This is a genomic window from Melghirimyces algeriensis (genome assembly GCF_900182565.1).
In the GTDB taxonomy this organism is placed as follows: Bacteria; Bacillota; Bacilli; order Thermoactinomycetales; family DSM-45169; genus Melghirimyces; species Melghirimyces algeriensis.
The window spans coordinates 147,537-164,283 of record NZ_FXTI01000007.1 but is presented as its reverse complement, the minus strand read 5'-3'; the positions used below and the strand labels follow the sequence as shown (position 1 = coordinate 164,283).

General features: G+C 44.8%; 17 protein-coding genes and 1 tRNA gene. 13 read left to right on the top strand and 5 right to left on the bottom strand.

The window, feature by feature from the left end:
• The first annotated feature begins 252 nt into the window (after positions 1-252).
• Both thiM and FN782_RS11575 read left to right on the top strand, forming a co-directional pair.
• Entirely contained in the window at positions 253-1,071 is an 819-nt protein-coding gene (gene thiM, locus FN782_RS11580) for a hydroxyethylthiazole kinase (protein WP_142505967.1), read from the top strand.
• Between the two features lie 109 nt (positions 1,072-1,180).
• Positions 1,181-1,741: a DinB family protein gene (locus tag FN782_RS11575; RefSeq protein ID WP_142505966.1), complete on the top strand. Its 561-nt coding sequence runs from the start codon at positions 1,181-1,183 to the stop codon at positions 1,739-1,741.
• Positions 1,742-1,877: 136 nt separating this feature from the next.
• On the opposite strand, the gene FN782_RS11570 is transcribed toward FN782_RS11575, so the two are convergent.
• Positions 1,878-2,282 carry a DUF6789 family protein gene (locus FN782_RS11570; RefSeq protein ID WP_142505965.1) on the bottom strand — a complete coding sequence of 135 codons (405 nt, stop codon included), beginning with the start codon at positions 2,280-2,282 and terminating at the stop codon, positions 1,878-1,880.
• A gap of 172 nt (positions 2,283-2,454) precedes the next feature.
• Between FN782_RS11570 and FN782_RS16890 the strand changes: the two genes are divergently transcribed.
• Positions 2,455-2,700, top strand: a complete 246-nt coding sequence (locus FN782_RS16890) for a thioredoxin domain-containing protein (RefSeq protein ID WP_185956254.1) — start codon at positions 2,455-2,457, stop codon at positions 2,698-2,700.
• Complete coding sequence (locus FN782_RS11565) at positions 2,693-3,382, top strand: Crp/Fnr family transcriptional regulator (RefSeq protein WP_185956253.1); 690 nt, start codon at positions 2,693-2,695, stop codon at positions 3,380-3,382. The genes FN782_RS16890 and FN782_RS11565 overlap by 8 nt, the downstream gene beginning before the upstream one ends.
• Positions 3,383-3,432: 50 nt before the next feature.
• Here the strand turns inward: FN782_RS11565 and FN782_RS11560 are convergent, their stop codons facing one another.
• Complete coding sequence (locus FN782_RS11560) at positions 3,433-4,191, bottom strand: MBL fold metallo-hydrolase (RefSeq protein ID WP_142505963.1); 759 nt, start codon at positions 4,189-4,191, stop codon at positions 3,433-3,435.
• A gap of 119 nt (positions 4,192-4,310) precedes the next feature.
• On the opposite strand from FN782_RS11560, the gene FN782_RS11555 reads away from it, so the two are divergent.
• Entirely contained in the window at positions 4,311-4,724 is a 414-nt protein-coding gene (locus tag FN782_RS11555) for an Lrp/AsnC family transcriptional regulator (RefSeq protein ID WP_142505962.1), read from the top strand.
• Between the two features lie 74 nt (positions 4,725-4,798).
• On the opposite strand, the gene FN782_RS11550 is transcribed toward FN782_RS11555, so the two are convergent.
• Positions 4,799-5,704, bottom strand: coding sequence for an acyl-ACP desaturase (locus tag FN782_RS11550; protein ID WP_142505961.1), 906 nt, complete (start codon positions 5,702-5,704; stop codon positions 4,799-4,801).
• A gap of 323 nt (positions 5,705-6,027) precedes the next feature.
• On the opposite strand from FN782_RS11550, the gene FN782_RS11545 reads away from it, so the two are divergent.
• The 5 genes from FN782_RS11545 (at position 6,028) to FN782_RS11525 (ending at position 12,179) form a co-directional block, all read left to right on the top strand.
• On the top strand, positions 6,028-7,161 hold the full coding sequence (locus tag FN782_RS11545) for a KamA family radical SAM protein (protein WP_142505960.1): 1,134 nt from the start codon (positions 6,028-6,030) through the stop codon (positions 7,159-7,161).
• Positions 7,158-8,528, top strand: coding sequence for an ATP-grasp domain-containing protein (locus FN782_RS11540; RefSeq protein ID WP_142505959.1), 1,371 nt, complete (start codon positions 7,158-7,160; stop codon positions 8,526-8,528). The genes FN782_RS11545 and FN782_RS11540 overlap by 4 nt, the downstream gene beginning before the upstream one ends.
• A 105-nt stretch (positions 8,529-8,633) precedes the next feature.
• A complete protein-coding gene (locus tag FN782_RS11535; RefSeq protein ID WP_142505958.1) occupies positions 8,634-9,905 on the top strand; it encodes an MFS transporter in 1,272 nt (423 codons plus the stop codon).
• Between the two features lie 80 nt (positions 9,906-9,985).
• The gene (locus FN782_RS11530) at positions 9,986-10,702 is read left to right on the top strand and encodes a Gmad2 immunoglobulin-like domain-containing protein (protein WP_185956252.1); all 717 of its coding nucleotides are present in this window, start codon (positions 9,986-9,988) and stop codon (positions 10,700-10,702) included.
• Positions 10,703-10,853: 151 nt separating this feature from the next.
• On the top strand, positions 10,854-12,179 hold the full coding sequence (locus FN782_RS11525) for an esterase/lipase family protein (protein WP_142505956.1): 1,326 nt from the start codon (positions 10,854-10,856) through the stop codon (positions 12,177-12,179).
• A 100-nt stretch (positions 12,180-12,279) separates the two neighbouring features.
• Here the strand turns inward: FN782_RS11525 and FN782_RS11520 are convergent, their stop codons facing one another.
• On the bottom strand, positions 12,280-12,522 hold the full coding sequence (locus FN782_RS11520; RefSeq protein WP_142505955.1) for a hypothetical protein: 243 nt from the start codon (positions 12,520-12,522) through the stop codon (positions 12,280-12,282).
• Positions 12,523-12,832: 310 nt separating this feature from the next.
• On the opposite strand from FN782_RS11520, the gene FN782_RS11515 reads away from it, so the two are divergent.
• The 3 genes from FN782_RS11515 to FN782_RS11505 all read left to right on the top strand — a co-directional run bounded on the left by FN782_RS11515 (position 12,833) and on the right by FN782_RS11505 (position 15,416).
• Positions 12,833-13,762, top strand: coding sequence for a DUF6612 family protein (locus tag FN782_RS11515; RefSeq protein WP_142505954.1), 930 nt, complete (start codon positions 12,833-12,835; stop codon positions 13,760-13,762).
• A 42-nt stretch (positions 13,763-13,804) separates the two neighbouring features.
• Positions 13,805-15,193, top strand: a complete 1,389-nt coding sequence (locus FN782_RS11510; protein ID WP_142505953.1) for a hypothetical protein — start codon at positions 13,805-13,807, stop codon at positions 15,191-15,193.
• 147 nt (positions 15,194-15,340) lie between these two features.
• Positions 15,341-15,416, top strand: a tRNA-Ala gene (locus FN782_RS11505).
• 180 nt (positions 15,417-15,596) lie between these two features.
• On the opposite strand, the gene FN782_RS11500 is transcribed toward FN782_RS11505, so the two are convergent.
• Positions 15,597-16,298, bottom strand: a complete 702-nt coding sequence (locus tag FN782_RS11500; protein WP_142505952.1) for a pirin family protein — start codon at positions 16,296-16,298, stop codon at positions 15,597-15,599.
• Between the last annotated feature and the right edge of the window lie 449 nt (positions 16,299-16,747).

The window sequence follows — 16,747 nt, the reverse complement described above, 5'->3', positions numbered from 1 at the left end:
CAAACCGTTGTAGGGAGTACGTGCCGAAGCGGGATACGATGAATCAGGAAGAAAACATAGACTCTTTGTAGAGTTTTGTAAGTTTTTCGTAACGGCACCATGACCATACCGTTTGTGCAAAAGAAGATGGATGCCGGTGGGCAAGTGATAGATGTAAAAACGGAACAATATTTACAATTATTGGTTCAGACTCTCTTGCGCGATCTCAAACAATGAACGTCAGTCCTGCCAAAAAAGAAAGGTGAACAGATGATGACAGCCGACCACCTCAGTGCTCTTATTGTAAAACTTCGGGAAGAACGCCCACTTGTACATAATATGACGAATGTAGTCGTAACCAACTTTACAGCCAATGGATTGTTGGCATTGGGTGCATCTCCAGTGATGGCCTACGCCCGTGAGGAAGTAGCGGATATGGCGCGGATCGCAGGGGCATTGGTGCTAAATCTGGGCACTCTGTCTGCAGAATTGGTCGAGTCGATGATGATTGCGGGACAAGCAGCAAATAAGCATGGTGTGCCTGTGTTGCTTGATCCAGTGGGAGCGGGAGCGACTCCTTATCGGACGATATCCGCTCAACGCATTCTTCAGGAAGTAGATGTGTCACTGATTCGGGGAAATGCAGCCGAAATCGCTCATCTGATTGGAGAGGATCATACAATCAAAGGAGTGGATGCCGGTGATACGAAGCTGGGGGACGAAAGGAGGGCATTAGCCGTTCGCGCCGCGAAAAAGCTGAATACGGTTGTTGTGGTGACTGGGTCGGAAGATGTCATTACTGATGGCCAGTCTGGCAATATGGTAAGAGGTGGTCATCCATTGTTAACGCAAGTAACGGGGACGGGATGTCTTTTAACTTCGGTGCTGGGCGCTTTTGTTGCAGTGGAAAAGGATCGCTTGCTTGCAGGAACCGCTGGGTTAGGGTTTTATGGAGCGGCAGCACTCCGGGGGGCAGAGCGGACGGAGAACCAGGGGGTGGGAAGCTTCCAGATTGCGTTTTTGGATGAACTCTCAAGGTTGAATCCGGTTTCATTGGCAGGGAATGTGTCCATCCGGGAATTTGTCATTTAAGAAAGGCGAATCGTTGTTGAACCTTTCGTGTCCCTCATTCACACCTCCATGATTAGGTCTCAAATAAGGCGTTTTCAGTTGTTCTTTCCTAGGAGTGTACTTCGTTTGGATGATCTTATTAGCAAAAATCACGGAAAGGAAGAATCAAGTGGAACTTCATGGGTTGAAATTATATGAATATCACGCATGGTCGAACAAGAGGTTACTCCATCACTTAAAGGAACTTCCGCCAGAGCTTTACAAACAAAAGATGCCAAGTGTTTTTCCTTCCATCTCCCAAGCACTCGCCCATATCTATGTTGTCGACAGCCTTTGGTTAAGTGTGATGTCCGGTGACAGCTTCAACCAGGTGATGATGATCATAGATCAAGCAGAGAATGAGGTCGAAGGAAAACGGATCGAAGATATGGAAAACCTGTTTTTACATTTGTCCGAACGGTACCGGACCTTTTTGCGACAGCAACCGAATTGGAATGAACCACTGTCCATCGAACACCCACGTTATGGGAAGTTGAAGACCAACCTGTTGGATTTAGTGCAGCATGTCGTCAACCACGGTACATACCACCGTGGAAACATCGCTGCGATGCTCCGCCAATCCGGTCATAGCGGGGTACCGACGGATTATCTATTTTATCTGTTTGAAGCGGGAGACGGACAAACCTGTTAAATCGATGGGGTGGTTGAAAGGGCTATACCATAAATTTGGCAGTCACCCTTCCAAGAATTCCTATAAGGATGGGCCCTAGGGGGATGAGAAGAAAGACACTCATTGAGTGTCTTTCTTCTCGTTTGTCTGTTTTTACTCAACTGGCTGTTCGTTTTTGGATGGCACCATAAACTGCGCCGGTCATTCCTCCGTAAATCAGATGCCCCATGAGACTCATCATGCTGGACATATTGATCGGGAAGGGAGGCATTCCCATCATCATCGGCATGAAAATAAAGGGGAACAATACCCAGAGAACGAATCCGAAAATCAAACCTGGAATCAGTGCGGAGCCTTTGAAGAAGCTCACAAATACGGTAAAGGTGAGTCCAAAAATGAAACTGATGATGATGTGAACCGCAAAACCTACCAATGATGATTGACTACCGACCAATCCAGCGACCATCGGGAGCATCCCCATCATGGCCATCATGATTCCAAACACCAAACCGCCGCTCAGACTTCCAAGGATGCCCGCTTTCCAATTGAAATGACGCGTCATTTCCTATCCACCTCCATGTAGAGTTAACATGATTAAAACACCTTCGGATAATGGTATCTGTAATCTTCCTTACAATCATGAGAGAGGAGGTTGTAACATTCCTTACAGCGTTTTTCGGCAGTCATAAGATAAAATCATGAATAAAGACCCGTAAGGAAAGGGGTAGGATACCTTGATTAAACTGTTGACTCATCCGGGCTGTCCAGGGGGACGCCGTGCAAAAATCTATTTTCAACGCCATCAAATTCCATATGAAGAAATTCTCTGGTCGGAAGTGGAGAAATCGGGGATCCGTAAAGCGATGGATTCCCCCGTGATGGTCAGTCCGATGATTCTGGTTGGGAATGAAGTTTTGCGTGGGTTTGATCCAAAGCATTTTCAACAAGTGTATAACCGGAAGGTTGAGAAGGATGAATAAATTGTGGTACCTGTCTCAGATCAACTTGATGGAAGAGCTTCCATTGGAAGATCTGAAAGAGATCGAGCGAATGGCTCCCATGTCCAAAATCCCCAAGGGCACGATCATTTCTTCCCCTGGAGAGGCTCCACCTGCTCTGTACTTACTGAAAAAAGGGAAAGTGCGATTATACAAACTCAACCGCGAAGGAAAAGAATTTACCTTGGGGATTCTCGGAGATGGAAACATTTTCGGGGAAGTGGAGACGTTCTCCACAGGAACGCGGGATACCTATGTGGAGGCGATGGAAGAAACCCTTTTATGTGTGTTGAACAAAAAGGACTTTGAGGAATTTATGAAAGAACGGCCCCAGTTGGCCATTAAATTGATCGGCATATTGACCGAACGGTTGCGGGAAGCGGAGGAAATGTTGGAGAACCTGGCATATGGCAGTGTCCAAAAGCGTCTGTTGTATCTTCTTTCCAAGCTGGTTCATCATTTCGGAAATCAAAAGGGAGCGTATTGGGAACTGGATCTACGGTTGAGTCATCAGGATCTGGCGGCGATGATCGGGGCGACAAGGGAGACGGTCAGCGCGACGCTTTCGGAATTGACGCGACAGGGTGTAATCTCGAAAGAGAGAAACAAGCGGGATTTACGAATTCATCGAAAGAAGATGGAATCCATGATGAATGAGAAATAAAAATACAGCACCCACAAAAAGCCTTGATCACTTTTGTGGGTGTTGTTCCTTTAAAGTGTATAGGTTTCACCATCAGATGGGACGAAAATATGGTTGGAAATCCCGTTTTCATCGATGAAGCGATTTAATTCTTCTCGTGTTAACAGACAGTGGTTCAAAGCTTCCATATGGCAAACAATCATCGTGGCTTGGGGGGCTGCCTGATGGGTTTTATAAATGTCTTCTTTCGTCATGATAATCGGGCCCCCTTCCAGAAACTGCGCTGCGCCTCCATTCACAATAATGACATCCGGGTGATGTGTGTGGATGGCTTCCTCAACATCACCGCACCATACGGTATCTCCTGCCACATATAGAGTCTGTTCATCCGGATGATGAAATACCACACCGGATACTTCTCCAGTAAACTTGGTGATTTCGCCTATTCCATGTTGCCCATTGGTTCGGGTAAGTCGGATCTCTCCCATATAGGCAGCAGGGTGTAAGGATTCTGCGTTATAAAACCCGTCCTTTTTGATGGCTTCCACATCGTGTTCATTTTGTGCGAAGATTTTTATATCTTTCGGTAGAACCTCTTTGGCAACCTCGTCAAAATGATCTGGATGTAAATGCGTAACAATTACCGCATCAACATCGATGATTTCTTCGATTGAAGAAGGTAAGCTGACTAATGGGTTTGATTGATCTTGATTGGGTGTATTGGGGAATGGTGGTATGGATCCTTTTTCCGCTAAGAAGGGATCAATTAAAAACTTCCTGCCTGCATATTGCAAAACCAATGTTGCATTTCGTATGAGTTGAATCTTCATTGCGGGTTCCTCCCTTGTGTACGATTCACTCATAGTATAGAGTATAAGCAATATCGGCTGACATAGATGAAATCAAGTGCTTGTGGGATTTTCCTTGAAATGTGAAAGGAGTTGTCGCAATGCTGGATGCTACAGACAAAAAAATACTGGAAGAATTATCAAAAAATGCTCGTATAACCATGAAAGAATTGGGAGAGAAAGTCCATTTGACAGGACAGGCGGCTTCATCCAGAGTCATCAAGTTGGAAGAAGAGGGGATTATTGAAGGGTATACAATCCAGTTAAATGAAAGAAAAATAGGCTATCCTGTTCATTCATTTATCAATATATATACAAAACATATTCAACATCAGCCCTATTTGTCGTTTTTGGGAAATCAATCGGAGTATATTATCAATAACTATAAAATTAGCGGTGAAGGTTGCTATCTTCTGGAGTGTAAGTTTCCATCCAATGAAGTACTGGATCATTTCCTAACCCAGTTAAACAAATATGTTAATTATAAACTATCGATCGTAATTAATAATAAATAACTAAAAAGAGAATGAATAGGATAAAAGCCCGCTGTTAGCGGGCTTCGTGCGGAAGAGTGCATGGATGTAAGGATTCAGCTTTTACCTTGGGCGTGATTTCGCTGATAACGATCCCGAATGCGTTTTAGTTTGGCATGGTACTCCAATATTTGGATTCTCGCCTTTTCTGCCATTGGTGCGATGGGTCGTAAATCATGGATTCCCCAGTATTTTACGACAACATCCAAAACCTGGTCAAAGTACTGAAGGGGTCCATAATTGGCTTCCTTCGATATAATACCCATTCGGTCTTCAAAATCCGGCATGACAGCACCGGGCATTTTAAAATTCATTATTACATTGGCAATATGGTAGCAATAATTGGGTTCCAGCTCAAGGTGAGTACGAATAACGTCTCTGTAAAAGGCATAGTGAAGCGTTTCATCTTTGGCCAGACGGCGTAGCAAAGTAGCCAGGTCACGGTCATGTTTTCCCACAGTTTTTGCTACATTGTTATAGAATACCATCGTCGCAAGTTCCTGTAATGTGGTATACGCCATTGCTTCAATCGGGGTATGGAAATCAGGGACAAATCCACCTTCGAGCACTTGTTTTCTCAATTGGTGCAATCGATCCGGGTTAACATTGCGGGTCAGTAGCAGATACGTTTCCAATAGATTGGAATGTTGGTCCTCTTCCGCTGTCCATGTATGGATGAAATCTGTGATCACGGACAACGATCCCCTAAATGTTTCGGAAAGATAGGTGGTAAACCAAGGTAAGTTGACCTCCGTTAGCAGTGCTGTTTCAACGGCGGTGATGATTCCGGAAGGCAAAGTGATTTGGCTGGGGTCCCAAGGAACGCGCTTGAAATCCATTCCTTTATCCCATGGTAAAAATGCATGATAACTCCAGTCGATCTTATCGGCCCGCTCTTTATGTTGATCATATAATGCTTTTAAACGTGGTTCTAAACGAAAATCCAAGTCATTTGTTAACACATGTTCCCCACCCGTCTGAAAATAATGTAAATTATGACCTGGTCACAGTATAACATAATGAATGAGAGCTTTGTACAGTTTGATATATTTGGAAGCGAGTATCCGATTGATGTTTTTTAAAAAACAATAATTTTCTTTGTTATAAAAATATTGAATAACGAACAGGCATACAGTATTATGAAAAGAAAGTAATACTTAATAAGTAATTATTTTTTATACATATGAAACTTTGATTATATCAGGGACAAGCATTGATCATCAAATAAGATTGCAATCCCCCCGAAGCTCTAAATCATTTTTCTCTAAGAAAGGGGACTATTTCAATGAGCAGTGTGTCTGATCGTCCTACTGGCAAGACAGAACGTGAAATGGTTCGGGAAGTGATCGGGAAGTACCGTACCAAAATCAGTCCATCGTTGACCCGCCTTGTAAAGCGCTCGGATGCCGTGGCAAAACAATTTATGCCCAGCCCCTTTGAATCACTGAACTTCGGGACGGATAAGCCCTTTGAGGAAGGGAAGAACAACCAAGGAATCTACGGGTTGGAACGAGTATACGAAGACAGAGCTGTTTTGACTCCGTATTTTGAATGTTCAGCCTATTGCCGCTACTGCTTTAAAAAGTCTCGGACTCTGGCCGGAGAGGCAAAACGAATGTCTGATGAAAATATTGACCAAGCCATCCGTTTTATTGAAAGTGATGACCGGATTCGAACAGTTCTTATTACCGGTGGGGACCCTTTCGTAGATGCACCGCTGTTGGAAAAAGTGTTGGATCGAGTATTTCCGATTCCTCATATTCGAAACATTCGCATTGGAACCCGCAATATTCTTTTTTCACCGGAGACTGTGACGGAAGAGCTTGCGGATATGATCGCCCGTTATAAACGGATTGATGAGGGACAGCCCCATCTGTCCAAAAATATCTCCATCGGATTGTCCATCAATCATGTGGATGAGTTGACACCCCAGGTGGTTCAGGCGTATCAGCGTTTTATCCGGAGAGGGGTTTCCGTTCGGGGACAGGTGGTCCTTCTTAAAGGTGTGAATGATAACGCTCAGGCGATTCGGGAATTGGCGGAAGCATTCCTCAGTACGGGGATCGTGCCCTATTATTTGTTTCATTGTATGCCTGTGGTGGGAGCCAAGCACTTTCGGACCAGCGTTCAGAAAGGAATCCAGATCATTCAAGATCTGGCGGCCTATTCCGGAACGACAGCGTTCCAATATGTTTATGTCACTCCTGTGGGCAAACATCGAATCGGCCCCAATCACCCGTTAGACTATGTAGAGATCGATGGAGAACGTTTTATCCGAGCGACAACCCCCTACAAAGCAGCGGATTATCTGAAGTTTTCGGATAGTGAGAAGTTGCCTCCATTACATGATGTGGACGAAAATGGGTATATTGTATCCCATTATTTGGATGGTCATGACGAAGAGGAGGTTTTGAGGTGAAGGAAGCCGTTCTCTTTATGGACAGTGGTGCCTTCCGTACACTGACAAAGGTCGCCGAACAGGCTATAGACAGAGGATACAGAAACCTCCTGATCTTTCGGCCATTGCAAGATAAGGAAAAAAAGATATTGGCTGATTATCGTGAAGAGCATGGCCGTGAGTTGTTTGATCGGGTAGTGGAAACGGATCGTTGGGATTTGGAAACACTTCGTGTCCATGTGGAATCGTTTGAAACATCCTGGAATATCAAAGGATTTGCCACAGTAGCCGGTTTATTTAATCGGGACGGGATTCTGGGGGCGCAAGTGGCTCGCTTGGCTGAAGAAAGGGGACTCGCATCCCAGTCGGAAGAGGGATTGTTTAGAACCAACAATAAATATTTGACCAGGGATGCGTTGGTTCATGCGGGTGTGCCCACGGTGGATTTTGGATTGGCGGTGGATGAAGAAAGTCTTCTTGCCCATGCTCATCGCATTGGATATCCGGTCATCTTGAAACCATTAAATGGAGCAGCGTCCCAGCTTGTTCTTAAGTGTCAAAATGACAGAGAGCTTGTGGAGAAATTCCGAATGGCTTTGCGTAAACTTCCGCATACCACGTATCAGGATATGTATGCCTGTGAACATACCTATCCGGATAAAAAAGGGAAGCAGATTCATTTTTCTCCCATGAATTCGATGCTGGTGGAAGGGTATATCGATGGGCGGGAAGCCAGTGTCGAAGTAGTGGTGGCTGATGGGAAGGCAATCCCTTTGCTGGTTCATGACAAGGTTTTGGTGACTGAGCAAGAGCGGGTTGTTTATGAACATCTACTGATGGTTCCTCCGGTCCGTTTTACGGAGCGAGAGATTCAAGCGATGAAGGATTATGCAGTCTCTGTTGTCCAGGCGACAGGTGTAGATTATTCCCTTTGCCATGTGGAACTCCGGTATGGGAAAAACGGTCCACAACTGCTGGAGATCAATCCCAGGGTGGGAGGAATGATGGTCACACAAAGCCTGAAAACGATGATCAACTTTGATCCGGTGAAAGCGATGCTGGACTTGTCTCTCGGAACATTCCGACTAGAGGAGGCGCCCCCCTCCATATCGGAGCCCCACGCCATGTTTACCCTGTATCCATACGATTCCGGGCGCTTGGAAAAGGTGGAAGGGTTGGAAGAGCTGGAGCGGCTTCCAGGGATGATTTCCTCCACGCTTCTTTTTCCGGAAGGGTCAATCATTCAAGGGGAGGATGAAGAAGTCTTTCTCATCATGTGTTGGGTTCGGGGAAGCTCACAGGAGGAGCTTTGGGAAATCTACGAACAGGCAAAAGCGACGGTCCGCTTTCAAATTGGCGAAACGGAAGAAGCCGGTGTCAATAACTGAATCGATAGATAGACCGCCTCAACCCCATGGTGAGGCGGTCTGTCTGTCGGGAGTACATGACTTAAACAAGGTAGATGGTGGGAGTGAATAAAGGGAGGGTCATTCATGAAAAAGGTAGACAAGAGGGAGAACTCATTTTTTTATCTGTACCTGTTGACTGCGGGGAAAAGCATATCTGATATCGGTAACTTTTTAAATATGGTGGCCATCAATATGTATGCGTATTTTTTGACCGGAAGCGCTTGGATGATGGGTTTATTCATGGCTGTCCGTCTGTTGGGTGGTTTTATCAACGGTTACTTTTCGGGAATATTGGCTGACCGGTTCAATCGGAAAACCCTTATGATTACAGCGGACGCCATTCGCAGTGCGGCCCTCATTCTGCTTGTGGTCAGTCCGGCCTCCTGGAAAGTACCCTTGCTGTTTTTCGTCTCTTTTATGATCGGAGCGTTCAGTCAACTGTTTAATGTAGCCCTGCAGTCCAGCATTCCCACTGTTGTTGGTCCGGAAAACCGGGTACGGGCCAACGCTATTTTGACTGCATGGCAATCTATTGCCATGGTGATCGGTGTGGTTACTGCCGGAGTGACATTGGATATTCTCGGCTATGAAGTGGTTTTTATCATTGATGCAATTACCTATTTGCTATCCGCTTTGAATCTCTTTTGGCTGCCGATTCGCACAAAAGAAGGGGAGGAGTCAACTCCTGTTTCAGGAGTGAAAGCAGGTTTTTGGCATGAGGCGAAAGAGATGTTCCAATATATGAGGGGTCTGCCACTGCTGTTGGGGTTAATGTTTATTCGCCTCATCGATACCTTTGGTTCTGCCTCCCATAATGTGGGGATGCCCATATTTTCAGCCGAGTTGGATCCTGACAATCCTTCGCTGTACATGGGTTTGATCTGGGGAGTATGGGCTGTTGGGAATCTGGCGGGATCTAAGGGAATGTCTCGCTGGTTTCGTGGGGAACGGGAACGGTGGAGCGAAATTGCTTTTGGTATTTCCACGTTTCTGATGTCCGGCTTTTTTATCCTTCTGTTTTGGGGAGAGAGTTGGTACACCCTTCTTCCTTTTGCTTTGATCGCAGGTCTATCGGATGGTGTTTCCTCCATCTGCTTCAATTCGCGTCTTCAACAGGAGCCGGATCGTGTTCGTGGAAGAATTTTTGGTGTTGCGTCCACCTTTCACACGATTGGGTTTGGGGTGGGAATGATCCTTTGTTCCCCTTTGTTTGAATGGTTTAGCCCATTGGTTGTAGTTGGATTGATGCATGGAATTCCACTGGTATGTTCCTTCCTCTTTTCCTTGCATTACGTTAAACGTTATCGTCAAGAAGGAAGCGCCGTGCTTGAACAGGAAAAAACGAGAACTTCTTGACAAATCATGACTGAAAAAGAAGATATATGGTTTTTAATGTTATAATAACCATATATTACATAAGAAGTGGAGGGAGAGAGTTGAAACCGTGGATTTCCTGGATGTCGGTTTTTATCTTGGTGACTGCTCTGTTTCCGGCAGGATCAAATGCCTTTGCCGCAGAGGAAGATGATGCCTTCCGGCATGTGAAACGGTCCGATCCGTGGGTGGAGTATGTGGTGGAAGGAGAAGCGCGTGTTTTTGAAGGAACCTATCACTACCGGGTAAAAGATGAGGAGAAAATTCTTGCAGAAGGTTGGGGAACGGCATCAGAAGGTGGGCCGGAATGGGGAAGCTTTAAGCAGACCATTCAAATTCCGACATGTAAAGCTGCTCTGAAGGAAACGCTTCAACTGGAGTTGTTTGAGCGATCCGCCAAGGATGGTTCAGAGGTGCATCGTTTGACGATCCCTTTAAGGGCTGGAGATGTTGCGGAAAAAAATGATGCTTTCCGAAAGATTCAGATTCAGGAACCTCAGGTAAAATATCCGGTTGGTGGTGAAGCGAGGGTATTTGAAGCCAACTATCATTATGTGGTCAGTGATGGGCATTATGAGTTGGTTGAGGGTCATGGAACAGCTTCCACAGGAGCACCGGACTGGGGAGTGTTTCAGGAAACAATCGTCGTTCCCTTGAAAAGAGTTCCGATCAATGGTGCATTAGTCTTGGAGTTATATGAGCTGGATGGGAAAAACGGTCAACGAAGTCGCTTCCACTACGTGCTGTTGGATCAGACACCTTGGCCGGAATGCAAGTAATCACTCTATTGAAACAGAGGCGATCAGCCTCTTTTTTTTTATGAAAAAAATCGATATTATTTTTTCGGTTCAAATACCTGTATATTCTGGTTATAATTAACTCATAAATGACACAAATCTAAATATTTAAAAAAGGAGGCGCATGATCGTTATGCAATCTTTGTTGTCGGGGTGGATGGTTGTCGTTCTTTCGCTGCTACCACTGGGTACCTTGGAGGCTTCTACTTCTTCCCCCAGTTTGCCTGACAGCGTACATTCCACTGAGAAAGAAGAAGAACGTAAGATCAAACCCAATGTTGACGTCGAACCGGAAAAAAAGCAACCGAACAATACCTATCCCATCATTTTGGTACATGGGTTGGGCGGATTTGACACCCTTTACGGATTTCATTATTGGGGAGGCAGTCGCAGTATCGCTGAGTCATTGAGGAAAAAAGGCTATGAAGTCTATACAACGGATATCGGCACATTCTCCAGCAATTGGGATCGAGCGTGTGAGCTATATGCCCAGATTAAAGGGGGACGGGTGGATTACGGGAAAGCTCATTCTGAAAAACATGGACATGCCCGGTATGGTCGCACATATCCGGGATTGTATCCGGAGTGGGGAACCGTGGACCCACACACAAACAACGTTCGAAAAGTACATCTGATCTCCCATAGCATGGGTGGACAAACCGCCCGAATGCTGGTTCATTTGTTGGTACATGGAGATTCGAAAGAGCGTAAACATACACCGAAAAAGAAGGTTTCCTCCCTTTTTGCTGAAAAAAAACGGTCTTGGGTCCACAGTATGGTGACACTTTCAACACCTCATGATGGAACACCCTTTTTATATGAAGTGAGTGAAAAGTTCCCTTATATCCAGCAAGTAATCGGAGCGATGGCGGCGGTGTTCGGTAATCGTCCCATCATTGACTATGATTTTAAACTGGATCAGTGGGGGTTGAAACGAAAATCGGGTGAGTCCTTTGACAGTTATTTGAATCGGGTGATCAACAGTCGTTTCTGGGAAAAAACAAAGGATACCGCTGAATGGGACTTGAGCCCGGAGGGAGCCAGAGAGATCAACCGTCTGACTTCGGCTCAACCGGATATATACTATTTTTCGGTTGGGAATGAACAAACGTATCGAGATCCATTTACCGGATATCAGCGTCCAGAGCTTTGGATGAATCCGTTGTTTTACTATCCCGCCATAGTGATTGGACGTTCGAACCGAATAAATGGTGACATTGTCATTAATCAAAGTTGGTGGGAAAATGACGGTTTGGTCAGCACAAACTCGATGGATGGACCAGAAATCGGTTCCACAGATGAGATTGTTTCTTTTGATGGAAAACCAAAAATCGGAAAATGGAACTATTTAGGGACCCTAGATTCCTACGACCATCTGGATATTGTCGGGATTGGCATCAGGGATATGAGAGATTGGTTTGGCGATTTGGCTCAACTCCTTCAATCCCTTCCGCGATAGTTTTTAAGGAAATAAATGTAAGCGTTTTCTTGTAAGCGCTCTCAATTTTTGCAGCTGTCCCTTAGGGGACGGCTGTTTGATTGTTTTATAATGCTGAGGTTTACTCGTTTTGTTTTGACTCTTTTTCCATTTCGTTCAGTTTTTTTGCCAGTTTCACACGGGTTAATTCATCTTCCAGTTTTCCAATTCCTCGATTCAGGGCTAAGGCTGCAAGCTCTGAGATTGTCCCATGGTGAAGGTCAAATGCTCCCACATTTTTTCCTTCTTTTAATAGCTTCTTCAATCGTTTGATTTCATCGTTAGGGATTACAACCTCTCCTTCTCCAGGTATGCGAACGTTCATTGTGATTCTCCTTTCTCTCCTATCTATGGCAAGGGATTGAGAGCCCTCCCTTGGGGGCTTTACATTGAAATGTTACATAATGAACGGAGTATTGACAAAAAAGCATATTTTTATTCGAATAACGTTTATAGGGAGTCATCATTGTGATGGCTATTTAGAAATGGGGTGTTCTTTAAACGGTTTGGCTTCCGATGAAGACTCATGAGATTTAAACTGGTGCCCAATAAGCATATAGGACATCTGGCTGAGAATCAATAATCGATGAGTATGAGGGTTGGGATATAAGGGAGGAAGCAGATGGAGACGGAATATGAGCTATGTAGTGAATGGGGAAGGGGTGAAGGCGTTGCGTAAGGCAGTAATCGGAGTCAGTCTGATATTGGTTATTTTCATCGCAGTCATTGTCTACAAATTGACAGGAGAAAATGAACACAAACAGAACATTCAATCAGAAGAAGCTTTAAAGCAAGCCTATCTTCATCTGGAGGATGCAAAGGGACTGGAATATTATACAACTGGAAACCGACGATCCCAGGTGAAAAGCGAAAATGTAAATTCAGATACGGACTATAAAATCAACATACGGTCACAGGTTGGATACTCCCCTTATATCATGCATGTGGTCACGAAGAATGACGCCTTTGGAAAAGAAGAGTTTTATCTCGATCAAAATGCAATATATGTCCGATTTCCGGGCGGTCTTCAATGGGAGAAGGTGTTGACGGAAGAATCGCAAAAAGGAAAGATTGATCCCTCAGATCCCAAGGCGATCTTGCATTCGCTGAGGTCCATGACACAGGAAATGAAGGTGAAACGGGATAAGGGCCTATACATTCTGGAACTAAATCTGTCCGGTGACCGCACCAAGAAGTATATTCGTGAAGTTTGGGAAGGACAGAAGGATATGGCATTGATGAGCGTGGCACCGATGGGGTCCATGGGAATGATGCCGCCGGAATGGGTATTGGATGTTCCGACTCTGGAAGAAGAGCCAGAGGAAATGACGCAAATGTTTCAGCAGTGGATGAATTCCATCCAAGTGAAAAGTATCAAACAAAGCATTCGACTGGATGCGGAAACACTGAAACCGATTCGAATGGATCAACACATTGTGACGGAAATGAAGACAGATGATATCCGCGTTTCGTCAGATCTCCATCTGAAAACGGATATCCGGGAAGAAGCAGGAGATATTTTTATTCCGGAGAAAGTAAAGAAAACCGCCAAAGTCATTCCTTAATTCTGCGGATATGAGCAAAATAACCATTGGAGGGAGAAATGTGTGAAGACAAATAAACGTGTAATGTCTGCCTGGTTATTGCTCTTTATGTTGCTCTTTATGGCTTCACCTTTTCAAACATTGGCCTATGAGAGCGCAGAGGAGTCCATGGACAGACGTCCTTCAAAAGAATCTGGTTCAGGAGCAAGTGGGAAAATCCAGACTGCTCCTCCAGTGGATGAGGGAAACAAACCCAAAAAACCTGTTTTACCGCAAAACTTACAAGTTGATATCACTCCGGAAGTGCAAAAGGATAAGGATGAAAATGTTACAGGGCTGAAAGTGACCGGAAACCTGACCGGAATGGTTCCCGATGGCTCGGTTGGGTCTGGTGTCAAGGGAACATGGAACTTTATCATTCAGGATCACGAATCTGGGAAAACCCTGATGCGCGAAGTTCAGAAAAATGTGATTGGCGAAGGGGCAGAGCAGGAATTTCCCTGGAAGGATGCGGGGACATATCGTGTCATCGTTCAATGGAAAGGAGAGTGGGATCGGCGCCCTCTGGGGGCGAAAGGGGAGGCGTTATTTACGGTTGAAGAGCCGGTTGACGAAAAAAAGTATTCTGTAAATGCAGATCATACATTTGAAGTTCTTGGATATGATGATCAAACAATCGAAGATGTGGTTGCCCATGTATCCGCCAAGCTGGAAGATGAAAACGGTTATGTTCCGGAAAAGGTTCAGGGTACGTGGAGCTTTGATATCAAGGGAGTAAAAGGGGATCAGGCGCATCAGGAGTTTACCCATGAGGATGGGAGAGTGACAGCGGATTATTCCCTTCTCCATGATACAATGTCAACTGGCAAGATGTATGACATTGAAATCAGGTTTGAAGGCAATGTTGCTGGACAGGATGTTTCAAAAACGTTTACCTATCCACTGGCTGTTCCGGGTTTAAACGTGGACTATGATGACAACGACGAAAAACATACCATTAGCGGTGAAATCACGTTAGGCAAAAAAGCTCAGGGTGATTGGGTCATTGGGATCTTTACCCCGGATGGTGAGCAGGTGGCTCAAGAAGTGTTGGATGATCGTGAAGGTTTAAAACAATCGGTTGACTTTAAGGAGCTGAAGCCCGGTAAATATGTCGGGGTCGTGGTTTTTCGCGGAAGTGTGGATGATAAGGAACTGGGTTTGTTCCACTCTGTCTCTTTTCAGGTAGATCAACAGGGAGGAGATAACAAACCAGACGATGATTCCAATTCCGTTGTAAGTGATCCCGATACAGGTGAGCAGATCATGGATGATGTAAAAGGCGGGAAAATACCTCAAACCTCGACACAACAACCGCAACGTATGCTGTATGGTGTGATCATTGCTGGCATTGGTTTCTTCCTGCTGGGCTTTGTCTATCGACAAAAAATAGGTTCATGGTTGGGCATCTAAAGAGATGAAGCGGACAGAAAAAATGCATTGAACCTCCCACTTTACTGAACGGGTACGATGGGGAGGTTATTTTTTTGGGAAAATCCTTGACAAGGCGATCTGTATTCTATACAATAGTTAATGTCGCTGAACGAGATAACACTTTGCGGGGCATTAGCTCAGCTGGGAGAGCGCTACACTGGCAGTGTAGAGGTCAGCGGTTCGAGCCCGCTATGCTCCACCACACCAAACCCTTGAGAAATCAAGGGTTTTTTTGTATGTGTAAGGAAATGGAATCGAGTGAAAGAAGGAAATGAAAAAGACATCATTTATTTAATCAAAATTGCATACAAAAGAGCCTGACTTTTTCGTCAGGCACCCTATTTCAGCTAAACACTTGGCACACGTATGCCGGCAGATAAACTTAAGGTAAATCAATCAGCATTAATTGAGCGTTTGAATGGGCTTCAATCGTTAATTCTGTTATATCGGTGATTCTTGCTGAATCACGCTTTTTTAACCGGTGTTTATTGACGGTCACATCCCCTTCCATCACAAACAGAAAGGTTTTCCGATTCGTTTCCTGATGAAAGGTGAGAGCATGATTTTTATCTAACTCGGACAGGTAAAGCGTCAGATCTTGATGGATCAACGCTACATCTTTTGCTTGAACCCGATTGGAAACAACAGGAAGCAATTGGTTTCTCAAGGCATTCCGGTCATAGGCGATTTGCTCATAAGAGGGGGTTAATCCCTTTTTCTCTGGCAGAAACCAAAGTTGTAAGAGGTTGACCTCCTCAGTGCTGGAAGGGTTGTACTCGGAGTGAATGATTCCCGTTCCGGCAGTCATCCGTTGGATTTCTCCAGGTCGAATGATCCCGGAGCCTCCCGTATTATCTTCATGTTTTAATTCCCCCTTGATCACAATGGAAACAATCTCCATATCCCGGTGGGGGTGTGCACCAAATCCCTTTCCTGGGGCGATAAAATCGTCATTGAGTACGCGAAGCGGACCAAAATTCATGTTATTCGGGTCGTAATAGTCAGCGAACGAAAAGCTGTGTGAAGTTTTTAGCCACCCGTGATCCGCTGTATAACGCGTTTCTGCTGGATAGATGTTAATCATGTGTACCTCCTGTTTTGTTCATTTATAGGGTCAACGCATCAATAAAAAACTCCTAATGAGGGTTAAAGAAAACAAGATTTGTTGAGTATCTATATCTTTATTTTTGTTATTAACTTACTTTATGTTAGTATAATATATGATTCGGTCATTTTTGTCAAATAATCGTGTTATGACTCCCATTTCAATAAACAGCTTTATGGAAGAAGCACTACTTAAGGGTGCTAAGCTCACTTTTCTTTAAAGAATGCAGAGAATGGACCGGAGTGTATCTTACAAGATCAGCCTCAAATGGATGAGCGCATTAAGGTGAGGCAATCAGCTGATTCAGTAGCTGAAGATCAGTATGATCCTATGATTATCATTGTGGCTCGACCACATTTTGTCCATACATCATTGCGAAATATAGTGATGCACAAAAAAACCTCCATTACATGGAGGTGACCCAGAAG